This is a genomic window from Pelagibacterium halotolerans B2 (genome assembly GCF_000230555.1).
Classification (GTDB): domain Bacteria; phylum Pseudomonadota; class Alphaproteobacteria; order Rhizobiales; family Devosiaceae; genus Pelagibacterium; species Pelagibacterium halotolerans.
In genome coordinates this window covers 1,471,402-1,496,855 of record NC_016078.1, presented here as the reverse complement: position 1 = coordinate 1,496,855, position 25,454 = coordinate 1,471,402, and the positions used below count along the sequence as shown (strand labels likewise).

The 25,454-nt window shown below is 61.8% G+C and carries 22 protein-coding genes and 2 tRNA genes; 19 read left to right on the top strand and 5 right to left on the bottom strand.

Annotation, left to right across the window (positions count from 1 at the left end):
* Window positions 1-15: 15 nt before the first annotated feature.
* The gene (tig, locus tag KKY_RS07320; protein ID WP_014130679.1) at window positions 16-1,404 is read left to right on the top strand and encodes a trigger factor; all 1,389 of its coding nucleotides are present in this window, start codon (window positions 16-18) and stop codon (window positions 1,402-1,404) included.
* 238 nt (window positions 1,405-1,642) lie between these two features.
* Window positions 1,643-3,118 (top strand): bifunctional ADP-dependent NAD(P)H-hydrate dehydratase/NAD(P)H-hydrate epimerase, encoded by a 1,476-nt coding sequence (locus tag KKY_RS07315; protein WP_014130677.1) that lies wholly within the window; start codon window positions 1,643-1,645, stop codon window positions 3,116-3,118.
* A 253-nt stretch (window positions 3,119-3,371) separates the two neighbouring features.
* Here the strand turns inward: KKY_RS07315 and KKY_RS07310 are convergent, their stop codons facing one another.
* Complete coding sequence (locus KKY_RS07310) at window positions 3,372-4,625, bottom strand: cytochrome P450 (protein WP_014130676.1); 1,254 nt, start codon at window positions 4,623-4,625, stop codon at window positions 3,372-3,374.
* A 136-nt stretch (window positions 4,626-4,761) separates the two neighbouring features.
* On the opposite strand from KKY_RS07310, the gene KKY_RS07305 reads away from it, so the two are divergent.
* The 8 genes from KKY_RS07305 to KKY_RS19965 all read left to right on the top strand — a co-directional run bounded on the left by KKY_RS07305 (window position 4,762) and on the right by KKY_RS19965 (window position 11,692).
* On the top strand, window positions 4,762-4,980 hold the full coding sequence (locus KKY_RS07305; RefSeq protein ID WP_014130675.1) for a hypothetical protein: 219 nt from the start codon (window positions 4,762-4,764) through the stop codon (window positions 4,978-4,980).
* A 174-nt stretch (window positions 4,981-5,154) separates the two neighbouring features.
* Window positions 5,155-5,784, top strand: a complete 630-nt coding sequence (locus tag KKY_RS07300; protein WP_014130674.1) for an ATP-dependent Clp protease proteolytic subunit — start codon at window positions 5,155-5,157, stop codon at window positions 5,782-5,784.
* A 171-nt stretch (window positions 5,785-5,955) separates the two neighbouring features.
* Window positions 5,956-7,233, top strand: coding sequence for an ATP-dependent Clp protease ATP-binding subunit ClpX (gene clpX / locus KKY_RS07295; protein ID WP_014130673.1), 1,278 nt, complete (start codon window positions 5,956-5,958; stop codon window positions 7,231-7,233).
* Window positions 7,234-7,413: 180 nt separating this feature from the next.
* Entirely contained in the window at window positions 7,414-7,800 is a 387-nt protein-coding gene (locus tag KKY_RS07290) for a hypothetical protein (RefSeq protein WP_014130672.1), read from the top strand.
* A 232-nt stretch (window positions 7,801-8,032) separates the two neighbouring features.
* A complete protein-coding gene (gene lon, locus KKY_RS07285) occupies window positions 8,033-10,459 on the top strand; it encodes an endopeptidase La (RefSeq protein ID WP_014130671.1) in 2,427 nt (808 codons plus the stop codon).
* A gap of 331 nt (window positions 10,460-10,790) precedes the next feature.
* A complete protein-coding gene (locus KKY_RS07280) occupies window positions 10,791-11,063 on the top strand; it encodes an HU family DNA-binding protein (RefSeq protein ID WP_014130670.1) in 273 nt (90 codons plus the stop codon).
* Between the two features lie 175 nt (window positions 11,064-11,238).
* Window positions 11,239-11,314: transfer RNA gene (locus KKY_RS07275), tRNA-Val, on the top strand.
* Between the two features lie 75 nt (window positions 11,315-11,389).
* Window positions 11,390-11,692, top strand: coding sequence for a hypothetical protein (locus KKY_RS19965; protein ID WP_014130669.1), 303 nt, complete (start codon window positions 11,390-11,392; stop codon window positions 11,690-11,692).
* An 8-nt stretch (window positions 11,693-11,700) separates the two neighbouring features.
* Here the strand turns inward: KKY_RS19965 and arfB are convergent, their stop codons facing one another.
* The gene (gene arfB, locus KKY_RS07265; RefSeq protein WP_014130668.1) at window positions 11,701-12,132 is read right to left on the bottom strand and encodes an alternative ribosome rescue aminoacyl-tRNA hydrolase ArfB; all 432 of its coding nucleotides are present in this window, start codon (window positions 12,130-12,132) and stop codon (window positions 11,701-11,703) included.
* A 259-nt stretch (window positions 12,133-12,391) separates the two neighbouring features.
* Here arfB and KKY_RS07260 point away from each other — a divergent pair.
* Window positions 12,392-12,468 (top strand) — tRNA-Asp (locus tag KKY_RS07260).
* Window positions 12,469-12,778: 310 nt separating this feature from the next.
* On the opposite strand, the gene KKY_RS07255 is transcribed toward KKY_RS07260, so the two are convergent.
* The 3 genes from KKY_RS07255 to KKY_RS07245 all read right to left on the bottom strand — a co-directional run bounded on the left by KKY_RS07255 (window position 12,779) and on the right by KKY_RS07245 (window position 13,990).
* The gene (locus KKY_RS07255; protein WP_014130667.1) at window positions 12,779-13,198 is read right to left on the bottom strand and encodes a hypothetical protein; all 420 of its coding nucleotides are present in this window, start codon (window positions 13,196-13,198) and stop codon (window positions 12,779-12,781) included.
* Between the two features lie 146 nt (window positions 13,199-13,344).
* Window positions 13,345-13,668: an I78 family peptidase inhibitor gene (locus KKY_RS07250; protein ID WP_014130666.1), complete on the bottom strand. Its 324-nt coding sequence runs from the start codon at window positions 13,666-13,668 to the stop codon at window positions 13,345-13,347.
* Between the two features lie 103 nt (window positions 13,669-13,771).
* The gene (locus KKY_RS07245) at window positions 13,772-13,990 is read right to left on the bottom strand and encodes a hypothetical protein (protein ID WP_014130665.1); all 219 of its coding nucleotides are present in this window, start codon (window positions 13,988-13,990) and stop codon (window positions 13,772-13,774) included.
* 194 nt (window positions 13,991-14,184) lie between these two features.
* On the opposite strand from KKY_RS07245, the gene KKY_RS07240 reads away from it, so the two are divergent.
* The 8 genes from KKY_RS07240 (at window position 14,185) to KKY_RS07205 (ending at window position 25,348) form a co-directional block, all read left to right on the top strand.
* Complete coding sequence (locus KKY_RS07240) at window positions 14,185-15,663, top strand: ABC transporter substrate-binding protein (RefSeq protein ID WP_014130664.1); 1,479 nt, start codon at window positions 14,185-14,187, stop codon at window positions 15,661-15,663.
* A gap of 184 nt (window positions 15,664-15,847) precedes the next feature.
* The gene (locus KKY_RS07235) at window positions 15,848-16,795 is read left to right on the top strand and encodes an ABC transporter permease (RefSeq protein ID WP_014130663.1); all 948 of its coding nucleotides are present in this window, start codon (window positions 15,848-15,850) and stop codon (window positions 16,793-16,795) included.
* The gene (locus tag KKY_RS07230; RefSeq protein ID WP_014130662.1) at window positions 16,792-17,607 is read left to right on the top strand and encodes an ABC transporter permease; all 816 of its coding nucleotides are present in this window, start codon (window positions 16,792-16,794) and stop codon (window positions 17,605-17,607) included. The genes KKY_RS07235 and KKY_RS07230 overlap by 4 nt, the downstream gene beginning before the upstream one ends.
* Window positions 17,604-19,187, top strand: a complete 1,584-nt coding sequence (locus KKY_RS07225; protein ID WP_014130661.1) for an ABC transporter ATP-binding protein — start codon at window positions 17,604-17,606, stop codon at window positions 19,185-19,187. Before KKY_RS07230 ends, KKY_RS07225 begins: the two co-directional genes overlap by 4 nt.
* Before the next feature lie 69 nt (window positions 19,188-19,256).
* Window positions 19,257-19,907, top strand: a complete 651-nt coding sequence (locus KKY_RS07220; protein ID WP_014130660.1) for a protein-L-isoaspartate O-methyltransferase family protein — start codon at window positions 19,257-19,259, stop codon at window positions 19,905-19,907.
* Between the two features lie 174 nt (window positions 19,908-20,081).
* On the top strand, window positions 20,082-21,434 hold the full coding sequence (locus KKY_RS07215; RefSeq protein ID WP_014130659.1) for a TolC family outer membrane protein: 1,353 nt from the start codon (window positions 20,082-20,084) through the stop codon (window positions 21,432-21,434).
* 200 nt (window positions 21,435-21,634) lie between these two features.
* A complete protein-coding gene (locus KKY_RS19540; protein WP_158308061.1) occupies window positions 21,635-22,336 on the top strand; it encodes a DUF2497 domain-containing protein in 702 nt (233 codons plus the stop codon).
* 195 nt (window positions 22,337-22,531) lie between these two features.
* On the top strand, window positions 22,532-25,348 hold the full coding sequence (locus tag KKY_RS07205; RefSeq protein ID WP_014130657.1) for a valine--tRNA ligase: 2,817 nt from the start codon (window positions 22,532-22,534) through the stop codon (window positions 25,346-25,348).
* Window positions 25,349-25,454: the final 106 nt, after the last annotated feature.

Sequence of the window (25,454 nt, the reverse complement as noted above, 5' to 3'; positions counted from 1 at the left end):
GGATCGATACGCAAAATGAACGTGACTGAAACTCTGAACGAAGGGCTGCGCCGCAAGCTCGATGTGACCATTCCGGCGACGGCGCTCGCATCGAAACTCGACGAAAAGCTCGACGAGGTTCGGGGCAAGGTGCAGCTCAAGGGCTTCCGCCCCGGCAAGGTGCCGACGGCGCATCTGAAAAAGGTCTATGGCCGTTCGCTGATGAGCGAAGTGCTTCAGGATTCGATCAACGAGACGGTTTCCAAGACGCTCGAAGAGCGCTCGGAGAAGGCGGCAACCCAGCCGGAAATCGATCTCAGTGAAGACCAGGCGCTCATCAACCGTGTGCTCGACGGCGAGGGCGATCTAGCATTTTCGGTCTCCTATGAAGTGCTGCCTCCGGTCACGCTGATGGATTTCAAGACCATCAAGCTCGAAAAGCCGGTCGTTGAAGTGACTGACAAGGAAGTCGACGAGGAAGTCGAAAAGTTCTTCAAGCAGAACCGGCAGTATGAAGACAAGGGCGATGAGGGCGTTGTCGAAGATGGCGACCGCGTCGGTCTTTCGTTCGTCGGCAAGATCGACGGTGAGCCCTTCGAGGGCGGCTCTGCCGACCACACGCACCTGATCGTTGGTTCGGGCCAGTTCATCCCGGGCTTCGAAGAGGGGCTTGTCGGGATCAAGAAGGGCGGCAACAAGACCATCAAGGTCACCTTCCCCAAGGATTACCAGAACGAGGAACTGGCCGGAAAGAAGGCCGAGTTCGACGTCAACGTGCTGCACGTGGATGGCCCCAAGGCCGATGTGGAGCTCAATGACGAGTTCGCCAAGACGCTGGGTCTTGAGGATCTCGCCGCGCTCAAGACGGCGATCCGCGAGCAGATCGAGACCCAGAACAAGAATCTCTCGCAGCAGCGGGTCAAGCGACTCGTTCTGGACGCGCTGGACGAGGGCCACAAGTTCGACGTGCCCGCCAAGCTCGTCGATGCCGAGTTCGATGCGATCTGGAATCGGGTCAAGCATGAGGTCGAACATCACGGCAAGACCTTCGAATCCGAAGGCACGACCGAGGAAAAGGCTCAGGAAGACTACAAGAAGATCGCCGAGCGCCGCGTGCGCCTCGGGCTGGTCGTTGCCGAAATCGGCAATGTCAACGAGATCACCGTGTCCGACGAAGAGCACCAGCAGGCGCTGATCGCCGAAGTCCGGCGCTTCCCCGGCCAGGAACAGCAGGTTTACGATTATTACCGCAAGAACCCCAACGCTCTTGCCGGCCTGCGCGCTCCGATCTTTGAAAACAAGGTCGTCGACTTCGTCGTCGAACTGGCCGAGGTCAAGGACAAGAAGATCAAGCGCGACGAACTGGTCAAGCTGGTCCGTGAGGGCGAAGACGGGTTCGATATCGACAGCGATCACGATCACTGACGATATCGCTTCCTTGTGGTCGCGCTGCCGAACCGGAAAAGCGGTTTCCACTTTTCCTGGCAGCGCTCCGGATCGACGACGATCACGATCACTGATCGACGGCGTTCGGTAACGGCCACGTTATCGACACAGAACTCACTATTTGAATAGGGCTCCGCAACCTTTGCGGGGCCCTATTTGTTTGTGATTGCAGGCCGTATCGGGGGGATGGTGCTGCCGATTGAAACCGGAGTTGAAGGTGCAGGACCTGCTGACCCCAAGACAGATGGCCATGGCCGACAGGCTGGCGATCGAGAGCGGCGTCAATTCGCTGACATTGATGGAGAATGCAGGGCAGGCCGTCGCCTATGAGGTGAGCCAGCGATTTCCGTTGCAGCCGGTGCTCGTGTTGTGCGGTCCCGGCAATAACGGCGGTGATGGCTTTGTCGTCGCGCGCCTGCTCTCGGAGCGCGGGTGGCCGGTGCGCTTGGGGCTGACCTGTGCCAAATCCGATCTCGATGGCGATGCCGCCATGATGGCGCGGATGTGGGGTGGGACCGTCGAAACGGCGGTGCCCGCGATGTGCGAAGATTTCGGCATCATCGTCGATGCGCTGCTTGGCGCAGGGTTGTCGCGTGACGTCGAGGGAGAAATGGCCGACCTGGTTGCCGGTATCAATGAGAGTGGCGCAAGGATTGTGGCCGTCGACATGCCCAGCGGCGTCGACGGAGCGACGGGGGGCGTGCGCGGCGTTGCTGTGCGCGCGCACCTGACGGTGACATTTTTCCGGCACAAGCCGGGCCATTTGCTGTTGCCGGGCGGTGGGTTGTGCGGCGAAGTGCTGCTGGCCGATATCGGCATTCCCGACGCGGTTCTGGCGGAGATCGACATCAAACTGTTCGAGAACGACCCAAGGCTCTGGACCCTTCCGGTCAGAACGGCACAGGAGCACAAATTCGATGCGGGCCACTGCGTCGTGGTGTCGGGCGATCCGCTGCACACGGGCGCGGCCCGACTTTCGGCGCTCAGCGCCGCGCGCAGCGGGGCGGGGCTCGTGACAATTGCCGGTGAACGCGAAGCGCTGCTGGTGCACGCCGCTCACGTCACGGCGATCATGCTTGCCGACATCGGCGATGCCCCGGCATTGCGCGCAATGCTCGAGGACACACGCAAGAATGCGCTGGTGATCGGGCCGGGCGCCGGTATCGGCGAGGCGACACGGCAAATGGTTCTGGCGGCGCTCGAGAGCCATGCGCGGCTTGTGCTGGACGCCGACGCGTTGACCAGTTTTGCCGATCAGCCGGACGCGCTGTTCGCTGCCATAGGCAGGCGGGCGCCGGAAAGCGTGGTTCTGACACCGCATGCGGGAGAGTTCACGCGGCTGTTTAGTGAAATCGAGGGGGCGAAGACGGAAAGGGCGATTGCCGCGGCGGAGCGGGCGGGCGCAATCGTGCTGCTCAAGGGCGCCGATACGGTGATCGCGCATCCGCAGGGGCGCGCCGTGGTCAACACCACGGGAACGCCGTTGCTCGCAACCGCCGGAGCGGGCGATGTGCTGGCGGGACTGATCGGTGGCCTGGTGGCACAGGGCATGGGCAGCTTTGAGGCTGCATGCGCCGGGGCTTATATTCACGGGCGGGCGGCGCAGCTTTTTGGCAAGCCGGGGATGGTGGCGGACGACCTGCCGGGTTTGATTCCCGAGGTGCTGGCCGATCTGTCGGGGGCGGGGCTTTAGGTCGAAACCGGCATACGATCGGCAGGGTTTCTGCTTCAGGCGCTGAGTGTACTGGATCCCGGATCAAGTCCGGGATGACGGTTGTGGTAATGGGGAAGGCCGTGGCATTGCCCGCGTCGCTGTCCCGGAATCAATCCAGGAGGAAAGGCCTTGGCCAGAACCATCTGCGCTGGCGGCTACGGGGTCCCGGATCAGGTTGGGGATGATTGTGGTGGGTTTGCCGGGCCAGGGCCGCTGATTAAGAGTCAGTTGCTCACCAACTCACGTCCAGCCGTTCCAGGCCGTGGAAGTGATAGATATCGGCGTAGCGGGGCGGGGCGGTCAGGCGAAGCTTGGGCAGACGCTCGAAAAGGATTTTCAGCGCGATCTGCATTTCGAGCCGGGCGAGCGGAGCGCCGATGCAGAAATGGATGCCGGCGCCGAAGCTGACATTGGCGCCGTCGGTGCGCAGGGGATCGAAGGTGTTGGGGTTGGTAAAGCGGTTGGGGTCGCGGTTGGCGGCGCCGAGCATCAAACCGATCACGTCGCCTTTTCGCAGGGCGATGCCGTTGTAGTCGAGGTCCTCGAGCGCGTAGCGGGTGAACATGTGCAATGGCGCATCGAAGCGCAGGGCTTCTTCTACCGTAGCGGCGGTGGCTGTATCATCGGCGAACAGCATGCGAGGATCGTAGCCGCTTTCAAGGATCGCCTTTACGGCATTGCCGGTGGTGTGAACGGTCGCTTCGTGTCCGGCGTTGAGCAGCAGGATGGCGGTCGAGAGCATTTCGTCCTCGCTCAGGCGCTCACCGCCCTGTTCGGCAGCGATCATGTGGCTGAGCAGATCCTCGCGCGGCAGTTTGCGGCGCTCGGCGATGGCCTGGCGCAGATAGGCGGTGAAGTCGGCGGCGGCGCGGTTGGCGTCGCGTTCGGTCTCGTGGCTGACGTCGAACATGTACATCCGGACCATGCGGTTGGACCAGTCGAGCAGTTGCGGCGCCATTTCGGCGGGCAGACCGATCATCTCGGCGATAACGATCGCGGGAATGGGGGCGGCGAAGGCCCTTATCAACTCGACGCCGCCCTGGTCCTCAAAATCATCGATGATGGAGTGGACAAGATCGGCGATGCGGGGGCGCAGCAGTTCGACCTGGCGGGAGACGAAGGCGCGGTTGACCAGGGTGCGCAACCGCGAATGGGCTGGCGGTTCGAGGTTAAGGAGAGAGTATTTCTCGGTGAGGTCGAAATCGGCTGTGTGGGGCTTGGGCTGAGGCAGGCCGATTTCCTCGCGTGTGGCGACGTGGAGAATGTCACGACCGAATCGCCGGTCGCGGAGGAGGGCGCTGACTGTAGGGAAATCGGCGAAGCACCAATGGCCGTACTCGGACCAGAAAAATGCCGGATGGGTGGCCTGGCGTGCTGCGTAGAACGGGTAGGGGTTCTGGAAGAATGCGGGATCGGAAGGTTGGGCGCTGGCGCTGAGGCCGTCGGGCACATCGGTGACGGGTCGGACCTGAACTATGGCTGCCATGGGTTTGCGGCTCTTTGTTTCTTTTGGAGCAGACTAATCCGGCAAATGCTTCATGCCTATGGTCCGGTCTTGCCCATGCCCAGAAATTCTTTAGGTATGGGCCGGATCAATTCGGAGACTATTTATCGTGAGCGACATGACCGTTTCACAAGCGATCGACGCAATTTATGCTTCGCTTCAAAATGACAATGAGGACATCGACCTTCATATTGCAGCACTCAAGGGTGCCATGGCACGGGAGGGCGTCAAGGAAGCGGTCTTCGAGACGTCCAGGCTTGCTCAGCCCAACAGGCAGGGCCGCAAACTCATGCAGGCTTATTTCCGCAAGAAGGGCGTGGCCACCAGTTTCAAGTGACCATGTGGAAAGGCTGCGAGCGTTAAGCATGCGCCACAATAGGGCCACGCTTGGGCTTGCTATTGAAGTTGAACGCGGCCAAGCCTATGTGACGCTTAACCGTCCTTTAAGCAGCAATCGCTTGCTATCTGGCCGACAAGCCGAATCCTTTTCTCCGGGGGAGTTACCCAAAACATGCGAGATCCCGTCGATCTATACATGAACACGCTCGTGCCGATGGTGGTCGAGCAGTCCAATCGCGGCGAACGCGCCTTCGATATCTATTCGCGCCTCCTGCGTGAGCGCATCATTTTCGTGACCGGCGTGGTCGAGGACAACATGGCCTCGGTGATCGTCGCGCAGCTGCTTTTCCTCGAATCGGAAAATCCGAAGAAGGAAATCGCCATGTATATCAACTCGCCTGGCGGGGTGGTGACGGCGGGGTTGTCGATCTACGACACCATGCAGTTTATCCGTCCCAAGGTTCAGACCCTGTGCATGGGGCAGGCGGCATCGATGGGATCGCTGCTTTTGACCGCAGGCGAAAAGGACATGCGCGGCGCGCTGCCCAATGCCCGCGTGATGGTGCACCAGCCTTCGGGCGGCTATCAGGGGCAGGTGACCGACATCATGATTCACGCCCGCGAGGCGGAGAACCTCAAGCGCCGGCTCAATGAAATCTACGTGAAGCATTCCGGGCTCGAATATCAACAGGTCGAAGACCTGCTCGAGCGCGACAAGTTCCTTTCGCCTGAGGAGGCCAAGGAACTCGGCCTTATCGACCACGTTCACGAGAAGCGGGCGGTGCCCGAAGGCGGGGCATAAACGCCCATTATCGAACACAGGCAACGGGCGCTGGAGAAAGCGTCCGTGCCGATTGCGCCCCGGCGGAACGATCTTTATGGTCAGAGTGAGAAATTGTTCACGCGTCGTCGGGTAGCGTTCTAAAATCGGCGAAACTGAACCAAGCGTTTGCAACGCTTCTGGAGCTGCTAGATGTCCAAGGAAAATTCGAGCGGAGAATCCTCAAAGAACACGCTTTACTGCTCGTTCTGCGGGAAATCCCAACACGAAGTCCGCAAGCTGATCGCCGGACCCACCGTATTCATCTGCGATGAATGCGTTGAGTTGTGCATGGACATCATCCGCGAGGAATCGAAAACCTCGATGGTCAAGTCCGCAGATGGCGTGCCGAGCCCGGCCGACATCTGCAAAGTGCTCGACGATTACGTTATCGGCCAGCGGCGCGCCAAGCGCGTGCTCTCGGTGGCCGTGCACAACCACTACAAGCGCCTGCACCACGCGACCAAGAATCAGGATGTGGAGCTTTCCAAGTCCAATATCCTTTTGATCGGTCCGACCGGTTGCGGCAAGACGCTGCTGGCCCAGACGCTGGCGCGCATTCTCGACGTGCCGTTCACCATGGCGGACGCCACCACGCTGACCGAAGCCGGCTATGTGGGCGAGGATGTCGAAAACATCATTCTCAAGCTGTTGCAGGCCGCCGACTACAATGTCGACAAGGCGCAGCGCGGGATCGTCTATATCGACGAGGTCGACAAGATCTCGCGCAAATCGGACAATCCTTCGATCACCCGCGACGTTTCAGGCGAGGGCGTGCAGCAGGCGCTGCTCAAGATCATGGAAGGCACCGTGGCTTCGGTTCCGCCCCAGGGCGGCCGCAAGCATCCGCAGCAGGAATTTCTGCAGGTGGACACGACCAACATCCTGTTCATCTGCGGTGGCGCCTTTGCGGGGCTGGAAAAGGTCATAGCGGCACGGGGCGAGAACTCCTCGATCGGGTTTACAGCCGCTGTCAAGGACCCCAACGACCGCAGGGTCGGCGACGTCCTTGCCGAAGTCGAGCCGGAAGATATGGTCCGGTTCGGGCTGATCCCGGAATTCATCGGGCGTCTGCCGGTGATTGCCACGCTCGAAGATCTCGATGAGGATGCTCTGGTCCAGATTCTATCCGAACCCAAGAACGCCCTGGTTCGCCAGTACGCGCGTCTGTTCGAGATGGAAGACGTGCAACTGACCTTCCACGAGGACGCGCTCAAGGCGGTTGCCCGCCAGGCCATCGCCCGCAAGACGGGTGCGCGCGGCCTGCGCTCGATCCTCGAGGCGATCCTGCTCGATACCATGTACGACCTGCCTTCGCTCGAAGGAGTCGAGGAAGTGGTCATCAGCCAGGAAGTTGTAGAGAACAAGGACGTGCGTCCGCTCTACATCTACGCCGAGCGGGCCAAGGAAGACATGAAGTCGGGTGCCTGATCGGGCGACGGCAGTTCAAAATTTGAAAAAGGCCCGGACGCATCCGGGCCTTTTTTGTTTCCGGGATCCGGGGCGGCAGATTTGCCAGCGAATGGCAGGCAGGGCGTTTACGGCAACGCGCAGCGCTTGCTATGGTTGTAAGGTGGCCTGGCGCGCCAATTTGGACAGGGGACGAAACGTATGAAATTTTTCCGGTATCTGTTGCCGCTCTCACTCATCTTGGTGCTCGCCGGTGCGGGTGGTGCGATTGCGCAACCACAGACCAAGCTGGTCCAGGACCTGCCAAAGAGCCTGATCCAGGCGATCTGGTGCAGCGCGCTGTTTTTCGAGGAGTCCTATTATTACGACGAGGGTAGCGAGGATATGGCGCACTATGAGGACCTCGCCTTCGATTTGGGAGCCGATATCGATACCGTGCTGCTCGAGGATCACGGGCTGCGCCAGGAGGAGGTCGACGAAATCTGGTCGGTGTTCGACAGCGGCGCCTACGACCTGACCATGGAGGATGACGAGAGCTTCCTGGCCCAGCTCGAGTTGTGCGAGTCGGCCTATGACGAGTTGCTGTAGAGCGGGAAGGCTGTGTAACGGGTTGGCATGCAGCCCTTGCATGCCGGACATTTCGATCTGCACACGGGAAATTGCGCCGCCGCGCTTGTAGAGCGCCGCTATTGCCCTATCTTAGTGGGCGAAGAGTCGCTTCGGTTAGCCAATCCCTAACGGGTGAGGCGCACACTGGGGCGCAACACACTACAGGTTGCCGGTTTCCTCCTCCCTCCCGGCAACTGCGAAAGGATAGTCCATGTCCGACACCAAAGCCTCGGCAGTCCCGTTCGACCGCGAAAAGGTATATCCCGTCCTGCCGCTGCGCGACATCGTGGTGTTTCCCTCGATGATCGTGCCGCTGTTCGTTGGGCGCGAGAAATCCGTACGCGCGCTCGAAGAGGTGATGCGCGAGGACAAGCATATCCTGGTCGTTACCCAGAAGAATGCCCAGGAAGACGACCCCGAACCCGATGGCATCTATGAGATCGGAACGATCGCATCGGTGCTGCAACTGCTCAAGCTGCCCGACGGCACCGTGAAGGTGCTGGTCGAGGGGCTGCATCGGGCCAAGATCGAGAACTATGTGCAGACCGAGAATTATTTCGAGGCACAGGCAGAGGCCCTGCCGGTCGAGGGGCACGATGCCCTCGAGGCCGAGGCGCTCGCGCGTTCGGCGGTCACAGAGTTCGAGAACTACGTCAAGCTCAACAAGAAGATTTCGTCCGAAGTGGTCGCGGCAGTGACCCAGATCGAAGAGCATTCAAAGCTGGCCGATACGATTGCCAGCCATCTGGCCGTCAAGATCCAGGACAAGCAGGACATTCTGGCGACCCCGTCGGTCACCGAGCGCCTGGAGCGCGTTCTGGGCCTCATGGAAGGCGAAATCGGCGTTCTGCAGGTCGAGCGGCGTATCCGCAGCCGGGTCAAGCGCCAAATGGAAAAGACCCAGCGCGAATATTATCTCAACGAGCAGATGAAGGCGATTCAGCGCGAGCTGGGCGATGGCGAGGACGGCACCAACGAGCTTCAGGAGCTCGAGGACCGCATTGCCAAGACCAAGCTCTCCAAGGAAGCGCGTCAGAAGGCTGACGGCGAGATGAAAAAGCTCAAGCAGATGAGCCCGATGTCCGCCGAAGCCACGGTCGTGCGCAATTATCTCGACTGGATGCTGAACCTGCCCTGGGGAAAGAAATCCAAGGTCAAGCGTGACCTGAAGTTCGCCGAGGATGTGCTCGAGAGCGATCACTATGGCCTCGAAAAGGTCAAGGAACGCATCATCGAGTATCTTGCTGTGCAGAGCCGGACCGGCAAGCTCAAGGGTCCGATCCTGTGCCTTGTCGGCCCTCCGGGCGTCGGCAAGACCTCTCTGGCCCGCTCGATCGCCAAGGCGACGGGGCGCGAATATGTGCGCATGAGTCTGGGTGGCGTTCGTGACGAAGCGGAAATCCGCGGCCATCGGCGGACCTATATCGGGTCCATGCCCGGCAAGATCGTGCAGTCGCTCAAGAAAGCCGGGAAAGCCAATCCGCTGTTCCTGCTCGACGAGATCGACAAGATGGGCCAGGATTTCCGGGGCGATCCGTCCTCGGCGCTGCTTGAAGTGCTCGATCCGGAGCAGAACTCGACGTTCAACGATCACTATCTCGAAGTCGATTTCGACCTTTCGGACGTGATGTTCGTGACGACGGCCAATACGCTCAACATTCCCGGGCCGCTGCTCGACCGTATGGAGATCATCCGGCTCTCAGGGTACACGGACGAGGAAAAGTGGGAAATTTCCCGCCGGCACCTCATGCCCGAAACTCTTAAGGAGCATGGGCTGAAGGCCGAGGAGTTCGAACTGCTGGACGAGAGCCTGCAGCTTCTGACGCGGCGCTATACCCGCGAGGCCGGGGTGCGTAACCTCAAACGCGAGATCGCCAACCTGATGCGCAAGTCGGTCAAGGATATCCTGCTGACGGGCAAGAAGAAGATCGTCGTCACACCCGAGTTGGTCGAGGAATATCTCGGCGCTCCGCGGTTCCGTTATGGTGAGATCGATGCCGAGCCGCAGGTCGGTGTGGTGACCGGACTCGCCTGGACTGCCGTGGGCGGTGAGTTGCTGACCATCGAAGGGATCATGAGCCCGGGCAAGGGCAAGATGACGGTGACGGGCAATTTGAAGGACGTGATGAAGGAGTCGATTTCGGCTGCCGCGACCTATGTGCGGGCCCGGGCGCTCGAATACGGTATCAAGCCGCCGCTGTTCGACAAGCGCGACATCCACGTGCACGTGCCCGAAGGGGCGACGCCCAAGGACGGACCCTCGGCCGGTATCGGCATGGCCACTGCGATCGTCTCGGTGATGACGGGCATTGCTGTGCGCCACGACGTTGCCATGACCGGCGAGATCACCCTGCGTGGGAGGGTGCTGCCGATCGGCGGGCTCAAGGAGAAGCTGCTGGCGGCTCTGCGGGGCGGCATCAAGAAAGTGCTGATCCCCGAAGAGAACGTACGCGACCTCAAGGACATTCCCGACAATGTGAAGGAAGGACTGGAGATCGTGCCGGTGAGCCGGATGGGCGAGGTGCTCGAGCATGCGCTGGTCGAGATGCCCCAGGCCATCGAATGGACCTTCGAGGATGATTCCAAGCCCCTGCCAGCGGCCGAAGGCGACGACACCGGAGCCGCGTTGCCGCATTAACGGGCAACGCCAAGCCAACGACGTTTTGAAACGGCGCCTCGGAAGGGGCGCCGTTTTGTTTTGGCCGATGCAGCGCGATGAAGAGGGCAAAGACTGGTGATTCGGTGGAAAGGCCCGTAAACCGGCGGAGAGGCGCTTTTTTCGCATGATGTGTTAACAATTGCGCGAGGACCTTGCCACATTGCTGACAAGGTCCGGCATTTTCCCCCGTTTTGCGGCCCAAAACGCCGAGAATCCCGCAGTTTTCCTTGCTTTTGCCCCGGAATCGTAAAAGGGTGATGCCGCTTCCGCTCGTCCCGTTAGGATGGGCATATCATTGTGAGGAAACGCTATGAACAAGAACGATCTGAGCGCGGCTGTCGCCGAAAAGGCTGATCTCACCAAGGCCCAGGCGGCGGCAGCGGTTGATGCTGTTTTCGAAGCCATCACCGCCGCTCTGAAGGGTGGAGACGAAGTTCGCCTCGTCGGTTTCGGCACTTTCGCTGCTACCCAGCGCAAGGCCACGAAGGGCCGCAATCCGGCCACCGGTGCGGAAATCGACATTCCCGCTTCGACCCAGCCCAAGTTCAAGGCCGGCAAGGGCCTCAAGGACGCGCTGAACTAAGCCATTGGGGCTTCAGTATGGTTTGGCCCCGGACACCCGTCCGGGGTCTTTCCGTTTCCGCCTCTCCGGCATGCCGATCCCGCTATTGACGGGAAGGGGCTTTGCGCTTAATCAGGCGCGGCATTTTGCACGACCGGGACGACCAAGACCCGGCTTTTTCCGCTCAGGCGGGCAAGGGCGATTAGCTCAGTTGGTAGAGCGCCTCGTTTACACCGAGGATGTCGGCAGTTCGAGCCTGTCATCGCCCACCATTCTTTCTCCGTTCTGCCCTTGCCATTCTCCTGCCACAGCGGGAGATCGATATATGGCGTTCCCTGGAGGCAGTCATGACGGGCAACCGCTATCTCAATATTGCAATCGGTACTGGGCTCCTGCTCCTGATCCCGTTGTTCCTGACCATTCGCGATGGCGGCATCGAAGGGAAGGGCTGGAACTGGGGGCCGCTCGACTTTGTCGTTATGGGGGCGCTTGTGTTCGCGACCGGCGTTGCGCTGGACTTCGCCTGGCGGCGACTGCGCGATCCGGTTATTCGCCTCTTCGCTTGCGCGGTAATCGTGCTGGCCCTGTTTCTGATCTGGGCCGAGCTGGCCGTCGATGCCATCTCGCAGGCAGTGGCGCAGCTTTTCTAGGCTAACAATCAGTCAAACCCCGGCTTGCTGCCGCGTATGGCCTTTATGGCGCCGCGGCGGGTTTTGGCGTCCATGCGGCGGCGCTTCGAGGCGAGCGTGGGCTTTGTGGCGCGGCGTTTGCGGGGAATTTGGGTTGCGGCGCGGATCATTTCGGCCAGGCGATTGATGGCATCTTCGCGGTTGAGAGGCTGGGTGCGATGGCGGTCGGCGGTCAGAACGATAACGCCGTCCTTTGTCGCTCGGGACCCGGCCTGCGCGATGAGGCGGGTGCGGACGGCATCGGGCAGGGAGCGGGACGCGGCGGCGTCGAAGCGGAGCTGGACAGCGGTTGCGACCTTGTTGACGTTCTGCCCGCCGGGACCGGAACTGCGCACGAAGCTCAATTCCACTTCCGAGAGGGGAATTGAAAGGGACGCGGTGATTTCGATCCGTTCGGGCATGAAGATTCCTTATCGCCGATTTCCACATTGGATTTTATCAGCAGAGCGGTGCTTGTGACAGGTCTGGAGCGGGGGAAAAGCCACTAGAAAAATCAAGGTTTTGCAGGGAATTTTGGTTTGGGAAGCAAGGGGTTGCCGGGCGGTTTGAGCGACGATCAAAAATTCTTCACAAAAGGGGATCGCAAGTCGCTTGACTTGGTCCGGGGACCCCGCTAAACGAAGCCCACCTTGCCGGGGCCGGAGCGCTTCGGGGTCACAAGGGGGTGTAGCTCAGTTGGTTAGAGCGCCGGCCTGTCACGCCGGAGGTCGCGGGTTCGAGCCCCGTCACTCCCGCCACTTTCTCTATAAATTCAATGATGCAGCGCTGCCTTTCGGTGGCGTTTTTTTGCATTTTGGGGGTCGCCAATGATGTGCGCAACATTTGGGGTATTTACCCCCTAAATTGTATGGAGTTGAGCGTTCGGTGACGGTCATGTTTTCGCTTCCTTGGAATTGCCTTTTCATGGCCGCGCTGTTGCCCCATTTCACGAACATGTTACCGAAGGTCTGAATCGCCAGCGAGCCCCCAAATTTGTAGGCGGTTCAGCCAATGAGCATCCGTTTGGCCAACGCCGGGCGGATGCTCCAGTTTTTTTGGGGCATGAGATCAGGAAGCGAATTCTTCGAGCGTTCCATCCTCGTAAACGAGGGCGCGGACGCAGACGATGCCCATGACGTCGTCGGGATGAAGACTTTCCAGGCGCTCCAATACCGTACCGGCAATCACGTCATTGAGAATGTAGCCGGCCCCGGCGCCGATACCGTCGGCGCGTTCGAGGGGGAATTCGCCGATGCGTTCGCCCAGCACGTCCTCAAAGCGCACCGTGGCGTCGATCAGGCGAATGCCGACGGACCCGTCGTGGTGGAGGGCGATGTTGATGGTCTTTTCGCCGTTATCGTCGCCATCGAGCAAGTCCCAGCTTTCAAGGCGCAGGATGTCGGCGGACTGGCCGTTGAGGCATTCGATGGCGTGTGCGCCGGTGGCGCTGAAAAGGGCAAAGGACAGGGCAAAAACAAGCTGGCGCATTATGGTCTCCTCAAATCAGGAGGGAAATGCGGCAGAGGGGACCCCGGTTTCATTGGGAAGAGCGCGGGGGCATCACAAAGTTGCCATAAGGTCACAGAGCCGGCCGGGCGCGCGTGGCGCCCGACCGGACGAATCCAATCCCGGTATCAGCTACAATAGGCACGGACCAGATTGCCCGAAGCGTCGACCTCGAGATTGAGACGGTCGGCGCGGAAATCCTGGGTGACGGCCATGCCGGGCGTGATGACGCGGACGGTGCCGGCAGCGTTGATCGGCTCGCCACCCACACGCACATCCTGGGCCGTGCTGCCGATGACCGGCTGTCCGGTCTTGCCCGCGAGAGCCTCCGCACCGCAATCGACCGGGGGCGGCATTGAGGTGTCGGGCGGGGTGACGGTGGCCGAACAGCCCGCAAGGGCAATAGAGGCGGCAAGGGCGATACCGCCAAGGGTGGTTTTCAATATTGGCATACTGGAATCCTCGATGCTTGTGAGTTTGCTCCCCGCAAGGTGCACTGGCACAACGAAAAAGGCCGGGAAATGATCCCGGCCGTTGTTTCGGTGTTCAATGATTTCAGTCGCGAGACCCGAATTTGCGAAAGCCCGCTTTCAGCCAGCGGCGGAAGTGCATGAAGCTCTCGCGCGTGTCGCCGCGCAAATCCTGATAGACGCCCGACGCCATCAGCCCGAAATCGCGCAGGTTCTCCACCCACACCGGTTCGGTCGCCGTCAGAGCGGCCTCGGCCCGCCGGATGCGGAGGCGGTCGAAAAAGGAATTTTCATTGTGGGCCATAGCAAACCCTCGTGATCGTTGGCCAATCGATGCCAATATAAGTATGGCGAATGCAAGGACAATGTCCAATCGTTACGAAATGTTCCCGATCCGAGGCGCAGTGTTGCCGATAGGCGCCATCCGGCTTATGGGTGAAACGGGCGGGCCCGCCGGGGAAATGGAAGCCCGAACCTTTAAGGGAAGGGAAAAGAGGAATGCGCCAAGTCATTCGTGCAACAGCGATTTTGGCCTTTGCAGTGTTGGCGGCCATGCCCGCCATGGCGCAGCGGAGCGATATCGTGGTGGGGCTGGTGCTCGAACCGCCCCATCTTGACCCGACTTCAAACGCGGCGGCGGCCATCGACGAGGTGGTTTACGCAAACGTCTTTGAAGGGCTGACCCGATTCGGGCCGGATGGCGATATTCTCCCGGCTCTGGCGCAAAGCTGGGACGTGTCCGAGGACGGGCTGACCTACACCTTCCATCTGGCCGAGGGCGTGAGTTTCCATGACGGATCGGCGCTGACGGCGGACGACGTGGCGTTTTCTCTCGATAGGGCGCGGGCCGGGGATTCGGTCAATGCGCAGAAATTCCTGTTCGCCGATATCGAGAGTGTCGAGGCGAGCGACGATCTGACGGTTGTGGTGACGCTGAGCCAGCCCAACGGCAATTTTCCCTTCAACATGGCCTGGGGCGACGCGGTGATCGTGGCGCCCGAGAGTGCTGAAACAAATGCCACCGCTCCGGTGGGGACGGGACCGTTCCGGTTCGAAGACTGGCGGCAGGGCGACAGCGTCACTCTGGTGCGCAATGAGGAGTATTGGGGCGGGCCGGCGCTGCTTGAGCGCGCGACATTCCGGTTCATTTCCGACCCGACGGCGGCGTTCGCGGCGATGATGGCCGAGGATGTCGATACGTTTCCCGTGTTTCCGGCACCCGAAACGCTGGCGCAACTCGATACGGACCCCCGCTTCGAGGTTGTCGTGGGGACCACCGAAGGGGAAACGATCCTGGCCATGAACAACCGGCGCGAACCGCTGGATAATGTTCTCGTGCGCGAAGCGATTGCCCATGCCATCGACCGGCAGGCGGTGATCGACGGGGCGATGTTCGGGTATGGCACGCCGATCGGGACGCATTTTGCGCCGCACCACCCGGCCTATGTCGATCTGACCGATTTGTCGGAATACGATCCGGAGCGGTCACGGGAATTGCTGGCTGAAGCCGGGGTGAGCGGCTTGCGGCTTTCGCTGGCGCTGCCGCCGCCGGTCTATGCGCGGCGCGGCGGGGAAATCATCGCGGCGCAATTGCGCGACGTGGGGATCGAGACGGAAATCGTCAATGTGGAATGGGCTCAGTGGCTCGAACAGGTGTTTGGCGAGGGCGATTTCGACCTGACGGTGATTTCGCACACCGAGCCGATGGATATCGAGATCTATGGCCGCGAAGACTATTATTTCGGCTACGGGGCGCCCGAGTTCGTGGCGCTGTGGGACGAGTTGACCCGCACGACAGAGCCCGAGGAGCGCAATGCATTGCTGGGCGATCTGCAGCGCAATATCTCGGAGAATTTCGTCAACGCCTATATCTTCCAGCTCGCCAAGGCGGGGGTGCAGAATGCGGGCCTGGAGGGGTTGTGGGTGAACGCACCGACGCAGGCGACCGATCTGACCGGAGTGTATTGGGCCAATTGATCGGGCGAGGGACCCAGGGCCAATCGATATTGTGGAAGTGCCGCTGGATCCCGGATCAAGTCCGGGATGACAGTTGGAGGTATGAGGGACGTGTTGCCTCAAACTCACCCTGTCATTCCGCAATCCAGCGCAACGCTATCCAGAAACGCCTGAGTGTCGATTGGCCTAGAGCCGGGGTAGCGATATGCTGAATTTCGTTCTGCGCCGCGCTGTTTCGCTGGTCGTTAGCCTGCTGGTTGCCAGCGTCGTGATCTTTTTCGTGCTTGAAGTGCTGCCGGGCGATCCGGCGCGATTCATGCTTGGGCTCAACGCTTCGCCCGAAGCGCTGGCGGCGTTGCGGGCGCAACTGGGGCTCGATGCGCCCGTGCTGGTGCGCTACTGGAGCTGGCTGGTCGGGATGGCAAGCGGCGATTTCGGGATCAGCTACACCTATCGAACGCCGGTGATCGAGTTGATCGCGGCGCGGCTGTGGGTTTCCATTCCGCTGGCGGTCTATGCCCTGGTGCTGGCAACGCTGATCGGGATACCGCTGGGCGTGCTGGCGGCGACCAACCGCAATTCTCCCATTGATGCCGGAACCATGGGGCTGACCCAGATCGGCATTGCGCTGCCGAACTTCTGGTTTGCCATGCTGCTGGTGCTGCTGTTTTCGGTCACCTTGCGCTGGTTTTCCTCGGGCGGGTTTCCCGGCTGGGACGATCCGGGCGCGGCGATGATGGCGCTGACCTTGCCGGCGATCGCGCTGGCGTTGCCGCAGGCGGCGATACTGGCGCGGGTGATGCGTTCGAGCCTGCTCGATACGCTGGACGAGGATTACGTGCGCACGGCGCGGGCCAAGGGGCTGACGCGGAGCCAGGCGTTGTGGCGGCATGCGTTTCGCAATGCGCTGATCCCGGTGCTGACCATCATGGGGCTGCAGTTTTCGTTCCTTCTGGCCGGGGCGATCATCATCGAGAACGTCTTTTACTTGCCCGGACTGGGGCGGCTGGCGTTTCAGGCGATCACGGCGCGCGATCTGATCGTCGTGCGTTCGGTGGTGATGATCCTGGTTTTTGCGGTGATCCTTGTGACGTTTGCCGTCGATATCGCCTATGCGGCGGTCGATCCGAGGCTGCGGCGGGGGACGCGATGAGGGCCGGGCTGGTTGTCGGTGCGGTGCTGACCGCGACTCTGGCCGCGATGGCGCTGCTGTCGCTGTTCTGGACGCCTTACGACGTGACGCTGATCGCGGTCGGAGAGCGGCTGTTGCCGCCCGGACCGGGCCATTGGCTGGGGACCGACCATTTCGGGCGCGACATGGTATCGATGATCCTTGTGGGCGCGCAGACATCGATTGCCGTGGCGCTGGTGGCGGTCGGGCTGGGGATGGCGGCTGGGGTGCCGCTGGGGCTTATGGCGGCGGCACGGGCGGGATCGGCGTTCGACGACATCATCATGCGCGGCAACGATCTTGTGTTCGCATTTCCGGCGCTGATCATTGCCATTCTGATTACCGCTGTGTTCGGGCCGGGGGCGATCAACGCGATCATCGCTATCGGGATTTTCAACATTCCGGTTTTCGCGCGGCTGACGCGCGGGGCGGCGATGGGGGTATGGCAGCGCGAATTCATCATGGCGGCGCGGGTGGCGGGCAAGGGCAGGGCGCTGATCTCGCTCGAACATGTGCTGCCCAATATCGGCAACATGCTGATCGTTCAGGCGACGATCCAGTTTTCGCTGGCGATACTGGCCGAGGCGGGGCTGGCCTATGTGGGGCTCGGGGCGCAGCCACCCCTGCCGAGCTGGGGGCGGATGCTGGCCGAGGCGCAGACGATGATTTCGCTGGCGCCGCATGTTGCACTGGTGCCGGGGCTGGCAATCGTGTTTTCGGTGCTGGGACTGAACCTGCTCGGCGATGGGCTGCGGGACTGGTTCGACCCGAGATTGGGGAGGACGGGTCGATGAGCCTTCTCAGGATCGAAAAACTGGGGCTGACAATCGGGGACGCGCGGATTCTCGATGATGTGTCGCTCGAGATCGGGGCGGGCAAGGTTCTGGGGCTGGTGGGCGAATCGGGATCGGGAAAGTCGCTGACGGCGCTGTCGATCATGCGGCTGTTGCCGGGCGGAGCGAAGCTGACCGGGAAGATCGGGTTCGACGGGCGCGACCTTGTTGCCGCAGGCGAAGGTGAGATGAACGGTCTGCGCGGGCAGGCCATGGGAATGATCTTTCAGGAACCGATGACGGCGCTCAATCCGCTGATGACCATCGGGGATCAGGTTGCAGAGACGGTGCGGGTGCATCGCGGCCTGGAGAGAGCCGAGGCGCGCATGCTGGCGGCGGAAACGCTCGAAAGGGTGGGGCTGCCGGGGGCGACGATTTCGCCCTCGCGGTACCCGCATGAACTCTCCGGCGGGCAGCGCCAGCGCGTGGGGATTGCCATGGCGATTGCGTTGCGGCCCAGGCTTTTGATTGCCGACGAGCCGACCACGGCACTGGACGTGACGACGCAGGCGCAGATTCTCGACCTGCTGGCCGGGCTGGTGCGTGAGGAAGGCATGGCCCTGATGCTGATCACCCACGATCTGGCCGTGGTGTCGCAGATGGCCGATACGATTGCCGTGCTGCGTGACGGCAAGGTGGAGGAGAGCGGACCGGCGCGGCGCCTGATCGATGCGCCGCAGCACCCTTATACCCAGCGTTTGCTGGCGGCGAGCACGCATGTTCCGGTCCGGGAGCGCGGTGCGGACGGTGAGGTGTTGTTGCGGGTCGAGGAGGTGAGGCGGGACTATCCGCTTGGGTCGGGCTTTTCGCTGGGACCGAAAAGGGTTTTTCGGGCGCTCGACGGGGTGAGCCTGACCATTGGCCGTGGCGAGAGCGTGGGGCTGGTGGGCGAGAGCGGGAGCGGGAAATCGACGCTGGCGCGGGCCATACTGGGACTCGAGCCGCTCGATGCGGGGCGGGTGGTTTTTGCGGGGCGCGACGTTGAACGCGCCGGGCGGGCGGCGCGGCTGACACTGCGCGACATGCAGATGGTGTTTCAGGACCCTTATGGATCGTTCGATCCGCGCCATAGGGTGGCAAGGCTGGTGGCCGAGCCGCTGCACCTTTTGGGCCGCGATGCGCCAAGGGGACGGGAGCGGGCGGCGCTTGTGGCACGGGTGCTCGAATCGGTGGGGATCGAGCCGAAGGCGGCGGACCGCTATATCCACGAGTTTTCCGGCGGGCAGCGGCAGCGGATCGCCATTGCGCGGGCGCTGGTGATCGAACCGGCGCTGATCGTTCTGGACGAGGCGGTGTCGGCGCTCGACGTGTCGATCCGGGCGCAGGTGCTCGATCTGCTGGCGGAGATTTCGCAGCGGGCGGGCATCGCCTATCTGTTCATCGCCCACGACCTGCAGGTGGTGCGGGCCATAACCGACCGGGTGCTGGTGATGGAAGGGGGGCGGATCGTCGAGGAGGGGGCGACTGAAAGGGTGCTCAACGATCCAAGACACGCCTATACGCGCACGCTGGTGGCGGCAGCGCCGAAACTGATCGCCTAAAGCCTTGCGTCGGCTGGCGGGCGGCGGTATTGACCGGGCAGGAGCTCCAGAGCAGGAAGGCGATTGACTATGGATTTTTCGCGCGCGCGCCGGACGATGGTCGACAACCAGTTGCGGACCAGCGGAATCACCGACTGGCGCATTCTGGACGCCATGAACCGCATTCCGCGCGAGAAATTCGTGCCCGATACCCATGCCGATTTTGCCTATAGCGACGAGCCTATCGCGCTTTCGGCCAGCCGGACGATGGCCTCGCCGGCCGATTTTGCACGGCTGGTGCAGCTTGCCGAGGTCGGCAGCCAGGACGTTGTGCTCGATGTGGCCTGCGGGACGGGGTATTCGACAGCAGTGCTCTCGCTGCTGGCCAATGCGGTGGTGGCGCTGGAAAGCGACGAGGTTCTGGCCGGACGGGCCAACGATATCCTCTCGGACCTCGATATCGGCAATGCGGCGGCGGTGTCGGGCCCGATCGAGAACGGGGTGGCCAAGGAAGCGCCGTTCGACGTGATCATCCTTGAAGGCGCGGTCGACGTGGTGCCCGGGGCGCTGCTGGACCAACTGCGTGACGGCGGACGGCTGGTCGCCGTGATCGGCACGGGAAATTCGGCGGTTGCCCATCTCTACGTCAAGACCGGCAATGATGTGGCGCCGCTGCCGAGCTTTAATGCCAGCCTGCCCGTGCTGGGACGTTTCGGGGCCGCGCCGGCGTTCGTTTTCTGAGCCCTGGGGCAGGCGTAACATTGCTGCAATGTTGCCGTGCGACACCGCGCGCACTGTTACCGACTCGCAACGAGTTGAATCTTACCGACATTAAAGTTTGGACAATGCGTTGGTTTTGCGTTGAAAGCAGGGTGGCGCAGCCCTAAATTGGGGCGGCGCTGGAGGCGCTGGGCAATGAAATTTAATTATGTTTTGAGTGTAAGCGTCATTGCACTGATGGGGCTGGTCTCGTCGGCCCAGGCGCAAAGCCTGACATCGGCGATGGCCTATGCGTACGAGAACAATCCCGAAATCGCCAGTTCGTTCCTTTCGGTAAGAGCGGCCCGGCAGGGAATCATCGCCGCCGAGGGGGCGATGCTGCCCACGATCGGGGCCGAAGCGAGCATCGGGGCGACGTCGACCTGGGCGCCCGGCGGGCAGAGCTGGTCGACATCGGACAGCATCGGGCTCGGCTACAGCCAGACCCTTTTCGACAACAATGCGAGCAGCGCGGCGATCAGCGGCGCCGAGGCGCAATATGATGCGGCGGTGTATGGTGCCAAAAATACCGAGCAGAACGTCCTGCTCTCGGTGATCCAGGCCTATGTGAACGTGGTTGCCAACCGCAGGATCGTCGAAATCCGCCAGGAGAGCGTCGGCTTCGTCGATGCGCAGGTGGGATCGGCGCGCGACCGGCTCGAATTGGGCGAAGGCACCCAACTGGAAGTTTCGCAGGCCGAGGCGAGTCTTGCGCAATCGACGGCGGCCTATCAGGCGGCGATCAACGATCTGCGCACCAGCGAGGCCAATTATCAGCGCTGGGTGGGCCAGGCGCCGGGAAGCCTTTCGGGCGGCTATAATTTTTCATCTTTGCTGCCGGGGTCGCTCGATGCGGCGCTGGCGCGGGCCAATAGCGGCCACCCGGCCCTTTTGGCCTCGGCCGCGCAGTTGCGGGCGGCGCAATATGGCTATGAGGAAACGCTGGCGAGCTTCGGGCCGAACCTTTCGTTGACCGGGCAGGTCGGCGCAGGGGGGTGGACCGCGGGCACTGTTGCCACCCAGGCCAGCATCAGCCTGCGGCTGAGCGTGCCGATCTATACGCCGACGCGCGATCCTTCCGTCGAGCAGGCCAATATCGGCCAGATCCAGACCCAGCTCGAGGGCTTTGCAACCCGCGACCAGATCGTCGAGGCGGTGCGGCAGGGCTGGGCAGGCGTTCAGGCGGCGACTGCGCAGATCGAGGCGGCGACGGCTGCCGTCGCGGCCAGCCGGCTGGCACTGCAGGCAACCATCGACCAGAATGAATTGGGACAGGCGACGACGCTTGACGTGCTCGATGCGCGCGCCTCTGTCGCTTCGGTCGAAGAAACGCTGATTTCGGCGCAATCGCAGCGCACGATCGCCGCCTATTCGCTGATTGCGGCGATGGGAACGTTGACGGCCCAGGATCTCGGACTGCCGGTCCAGCCGCGGACGGCCGAGGGCGATGTCGTGGTTCCCGCGGCCGCACCGACAGCGCCCGCCGATGCGTGGGGCAACCTACGCTAGAATACCTATAGTGCTGCTTTTCCGTGGATTACGCCCCCTCGCCGGGGCGTTTCCCTTTTCGTGCGCCGGGCTCCCGCGTTAAGGTGCTGTAAAGCGAATCAACGGTCACGCGCCGTTTTTCGGGTTGTATGGAGTACCGGCCGAGCGGCCAGAACGAGATCGGGGCAGACATGAACCAGCCGGCATCAAAAGAACCGACAATGGACGAAATCTTATCGTCGATCCGGCAGATCATTGCCGATGACGACGAGGCGGCGACCCAGAAGATGCCGGTTGCAAAGGCAGGCCCCAAGCCCGTTCCCGCGCCCGAGCCGGTTCAGATGCCTTCGGCTGCCGAGATCGACCCGTTCAGCGACGATGACGACGACACGGTGACCCCGCTGGCGCTTTCGCCTGAACAGATCGTGGAGCCGGCTGCCCAGGACGCGGAAGACGAGCCCGAAGCCGCTGAAAAAGAGATGCCTTCAGCGGCCAGCCTCGATGCCGCCGCCGAACTCGTGGTTCCCGACGATGTCGCGTTCGAGATGGACAAGGACGAGGAGCCCGCGGCGCGAAAGGCGCACGCCGAGCCAGCCAATGAGACCGCAATCGATCCGCAGCCGACACCCAGGGCCAAGCCCAGCTTTGCCCAGGCAGCGCCGATGCCCGACCCCGAACTGAGCGGCGACCTTGCCGACGAGCTTTTGGAGCCCGCGACCAGCGCGGCGGTAAAGAACGCCTTTGCCAAACTCGGCGGCCCCAAGGCGGTGCCGGACATGGCGCTGGGCGCGAGCGGGCTGACCATCGAAGCGATGATCCGCGAGATGTTGCGGCCAATGCTCAAGGAGTGGCTCGAGGAAAACCTGCCCTCAATGGTGGAACGGCTCATCGCCCAGGAGATCGAGCGCGCATCGCGCGGTTGACTTCGCCGTCGGGCTTGGCTTTACAGATAACCACACTATTTCAGGCACCCGTCCCATCACTGGGGCGGGTCGTCGTTTGAGAGGCTTTCCGCATCTCTTTTAATCGCGGAAATCCTCCAAGTCGTTGTTTTGTCGCGTTTCCGAACCGGATAAGTGGTCCACCTATCCTGGAAACACTCCAAGGGTACAGCACAGATGATCGAAAAGACCTATGAACCGAACTCGGTCGAAGGGCGCATTTACAGTGCCTGGGAAGAGGCGGGGGCTTTCAGGGCCGGCGCCGGAAGCAAGCCGGGCGCGGAGAGCTATTCGGTCGTCATTCCTCCGCCCAATGTGACGGGTTCGCTCCATATCGGGCACGCGCTCAACAACACGATCCAGGACGTGCTGGTGCGCTTCGAGCGCATGCGCGGCAAGAACGTGCTGTGGCAGCCGGGCACCGACCATGCGGGCATCGCGACCCAGATGGTGGTCGAGCGCCGGATGATGGAGCGCCAGGAGCCGGGGCGCCGCGAGATCGGGCGCGAAAAATTCCTCCAGAAAGTCTGGGAGTGGAAGGCCGAGAGCGGGGGGACGATCCTCAACCAGCTTAAGCGGCTGGGCGCATCGTGCGACTGGTCGCGTGAGCGCTTCACCATGGACGAGGGATTGTCCGAGGCCGTGCTCAAGGTCTTTGTGGAGATGTACCGCAAGGGACTGATCTACCGCGCCAAGCGGCTGGTCAACTGGGATCCGCAGTTCGAGACGGCAATTTCCGACCTCGAGGTGGAGAACACCGAAGTCAACGGCCATATGTGGCACTTCAAATACCCGCTGGCCGGCGGCGAAACCTATACCTATGTGGAAAAGGACGCTGACGGGAATGTGGTGCTCGAGGAAGAGCGCGACTATATTTCGATTGCGACCACGCGCCCGGAAACCATGCTGGGCGATGGCGCCGTGGCGGTGCATCCCGACGACGAACGCTATGCGCCGATCGTGGGCAAGATGTGCGAAATTCCGGTCGGGCCGAAAGAGCACCGGCGGCTGATCCCGATCATCACCGACGAATATCCCGATCCCACGTTCGGTTCGGGCGCTGTGAAAATCACCGGCGCGCATGATTTCAACGACTATGAAGTGGCGCGGCGGAACGGGATTCCGATGTATTGCCTGTTCGACACAAAGGCCAATATGCGGGCCGATGGCGCCCCATATGCCGAACAGGCCGAACTTGCGGGCAAGATCGCGCGCGGGGAAATGGAATTCGACGATGCGGTGACCACGGCGATCAACATCGTGCCCGATGAATATCGCGGCATGGACCGCTACGAGGCGCGCAAGAAGATCGTGGCCGACATCGACGCCGAAGGGCTGATGGCGATGGTCGAGGACAAGAAGATCATGCAGCCGTTCGGGGACCGCTCCAAGGTGGTGATCGAACCGTTCCTGACCGACCAATGGTTCGTGAACGCCGAAGTGCTGGCCAAGCCGGCCATTGCCTCGGTGCGCGAGGGGCGGACAAAATTTGTGCCCAAGAGCTGGGAGAACACCTATTTCTCCTGGATGGACAACATCCAGCCCTGGTGCATTTCGCGCCAGCTCTGGTGGGGACACCAGATTCCGGCCTGGTATGGACCGGACGGACAGGTTTTCGTCGATTATGACGAGGCGGGCGCCGCGAAGGCCGCCGAGGCCCATTATGGCGAGCCGGTGGAACTGATGCGTGACGAGGACGTCCTGGACACCTGGTTCTCCTCGGGGCTGTGGCCGTTCTCGACCATGGGGTGGCCGCAACAGACAAAAGAGCTTGAAAGCTACTATCCGACAGCGACGCTGGTGACCGGGTTCGACATCATTTTCTTCTGGGTTGCCAGGATGATGATGCTGGGTCTTGAATTTACGGGTGAAGAACCGTTCGAAACGGTCTATGTGCATGCACTGGTCCGCGACGAGAAGGGCCAGAAGATGTCGAAGTCGAAAGGCAACGTCATCGATCCGCTCGAACTCGTCGATGCCTATGGTGCCGATGCGACGCGGTTTACGCTGGCGGCAATGGCGGCGCAGGGGCGCGACATCAAGCTGGCGATGTCTCGCGTCGAGGGCTATCGCAACTTCGTCACCAAGCTCTGGAACGCGGCGCGGTTCCTCGAAATGAACGAATGCGTGCGGGTCGAAGGGTTCGATCCGACCACGCTTTCGGGCGCACTCAACCAGTGGATCGCCGGGGCGACGGCGCGGGCCGTGGCCAATGTCGAAAAGGCTATCATCGAATACAAGTTCAACGAAGCGGCCAACCACGCCTATGATTTCGTGTGGGGCACGTTCTGCGACTGGTTCGTGGAGCTGGCCAAGCCGACCTTCTCGGGCGCCGATGAAGCTGCGAAGGCCGAGACGCGGGCGACCGCGGCCTGGGCGCTGGACCAGATCCTGAAAATGCTGCATCCGTTCATGCCGTTCGTGACCGAAGAGCTTTGGGCGGAAACCGGAAAGACCGGACCCAAGCGCGAGGGCTATCTGATGCTGGCCGGTTGGCCGACGCTCGATGCGATATCCTACCCGCAGGCCGGTGCCGAACTGGGCTGGCTCCTGGATGTCATTTCGGCCATCCGGTCGGTGCGGACGGAAATGAACGTTCCCGCCGGAGCGAAAGTGCCACTTGTGGTGGTGGGCGCCAGCGCGGAAACGGCGGCGCGGATCGAGACACACCGCGCGGCGATCGAGCGGCTGGCGCGGGTTTCGACCATCGATCTGGTCGAGGCGATCCCGGCAAGCTCGGCGCAGTTCGTTGTGGGTGAGGCGAGCTGGGGGCTGCCGCTTGCCGATCTGATCGACATCGCGGCGGAGCGCCAGCGGCTTTCCAAGGACGTCAAGAAGCTCGAAGGCGAGATCGGCGGGCTGGAAAAGAAACTGGGCAATGAGCAGTTTCTGGCCAAGGCGCCTGAAGAGGTGGTCGAGGAGCAAAAGGAGCGGCTGGCCGAGGCCAGGGCACGGCGCGAAAAGCTGGAGCAGGCTCTCGCTACGCTCTCGTGAGCTAGAGCCGTTCAGGATTTGATTGAATCAAATCCTTGGCTCTAAACCCCTGTTTTGTCGCGTGTCCGAACCGCAAAACCGTTTCCATCCCCGATCGCGTCGAGGA

Coding starts and splice junctions, on each gene's coding strand:
- tig (WP_014130679.1), top strand. CDS start 16: ATGAACGTGACTGAAACTCTGAACGAAGGGCTGCGCCGCAAGCTCGAT.
- KKY_RS07310 (WP_014130676.1), bottom strand. CDS start 4,625: ATGGCAGCCATAGTTCAGGTCCGACCCGTCACCGATGTGCCCGACGGC.
- KKY_RS07305 (WP_014130675.1), top strand. CDS start 4,762: ATGACCGTTTCACAAGCGATCGACGCAATTTATGCTTCGCTTCAAAAT.
- KKY_RS07300 (WP_014130674.1), top strand. CDS start 5,155: ATGCGAGATCCCGTCGATCTATACATGAACACGCTCGTGCCGATGGTG.
- clpX (WP_014130673.1), top strand. CDS start 5,956: ATGTCCAAGGAAAATTCGAGCGGAGAATCCTCAAAGAACACGCTTTAC.
- KKY_RS07290 (WP_014130672.1), top strand. CDS start 7,414: ATGAAATTTTTCCGGTATCTGTTGCCGCTCTCACTCATCTTGGTGCTC.
- lon (WP_014130671.1), top strand. CDS start 8,033: ATGTCCGACACCAAAGCCTCGGCAGTCCCGTTCGACCGCGAAAAGGTA.
- KKY_RS07280 (WP_014130670.1), top strand. CDS start 10,791: ATGAACAAGAACGATCTGAGCGCGGCTGTCGCCGAAAAGGCTGATCTC.
- KKY_RS19965 (WP_014130669.1), top strand. CDS start 11,390: ATGACGGGCAACCGCTATCTCAATATTGCAATCGGTACTGGGCTCCTG.
- arfB (WP_014130668.1), bottom strand. CDS start 12,132: ATGCCCGAACGGATCGAAATCACCGCGTCCCTTTCAATTCCCCTCTCG.
- KKY_RS07255 (WP_014130667.1), bottom strand. CDS start 13,198: ATGCGCCAGCTTGTTTTTGCCCTGTCCTTTGCCCTTTTCAGCGCCACC.
- KKY_RS07250 (WP_014130666.1), bottom strand. CDS start 13,668: ATGCCAATATTGAAAACCACCCTTGGCGGTATCGCCCTTGCCGCCTCT.
- KKY_RS07245 (WP_014130665.1), bottom strand. CDS start 13,990: ATGGCCCACAATGAAAATTCCTTTTTCGACCGCCTCCGCATCCGGCGG.
- KKY_RS07240 (WP_014130664.1), top strand. CDS start 14,185: ATGCGCCAAGTCATTCGTGCAACAGCGATTTTGGCCTTTGCAGTGTTG.
- KKY_RS07235 (WP_014130663.1), top strand. CDS start 15,848: ATGCTGAATTTCGTTCTGCGCCGCGCTGTTTCGCTGGTCGTTAGCCTG.
- KKY_RS07230 (WP_014130662.1), top strand. CDS start 16,792: ATGAGGGCCGGGCTGGTTGTCGGTGCGGTGCTGACCGCGACTCTGGCC.
- KKY_RS07225 (WP_014130661.1), top strand. CDS start 17,604: ATGAGCCTTCTCAGGATCGAAAAACTGGGGCTGACAATCGGGGACGCG.
- KKY_RS07220 (WP_014130660.1), top strand. CDS start 19,257: ATGGATTTTTCGCGCGCGCGCCGGACGATGGTCGACAACCAGTTGCGG.
- KKY_RS07215 (WP_014130659.1), top strand. CDS start 20,082: ATGAAATTTAATTATGTTTTGAGTGTAAGCGTCATTGCACTGATGGGG.
- KKY_RS19540 (WP_158308061.1), top strand. CDS start 21,635: ATGGACGAAATCTTATCGTCGATCCGGCAGATCATTGCCGATGACGAC.
- KKY_RS07205 (WP_014130657.1), top strand. CDS start 22,532: ATGATCGAAAAGACCTATGAACCGAACTCGGTCGAAGGGCGCATTTAC.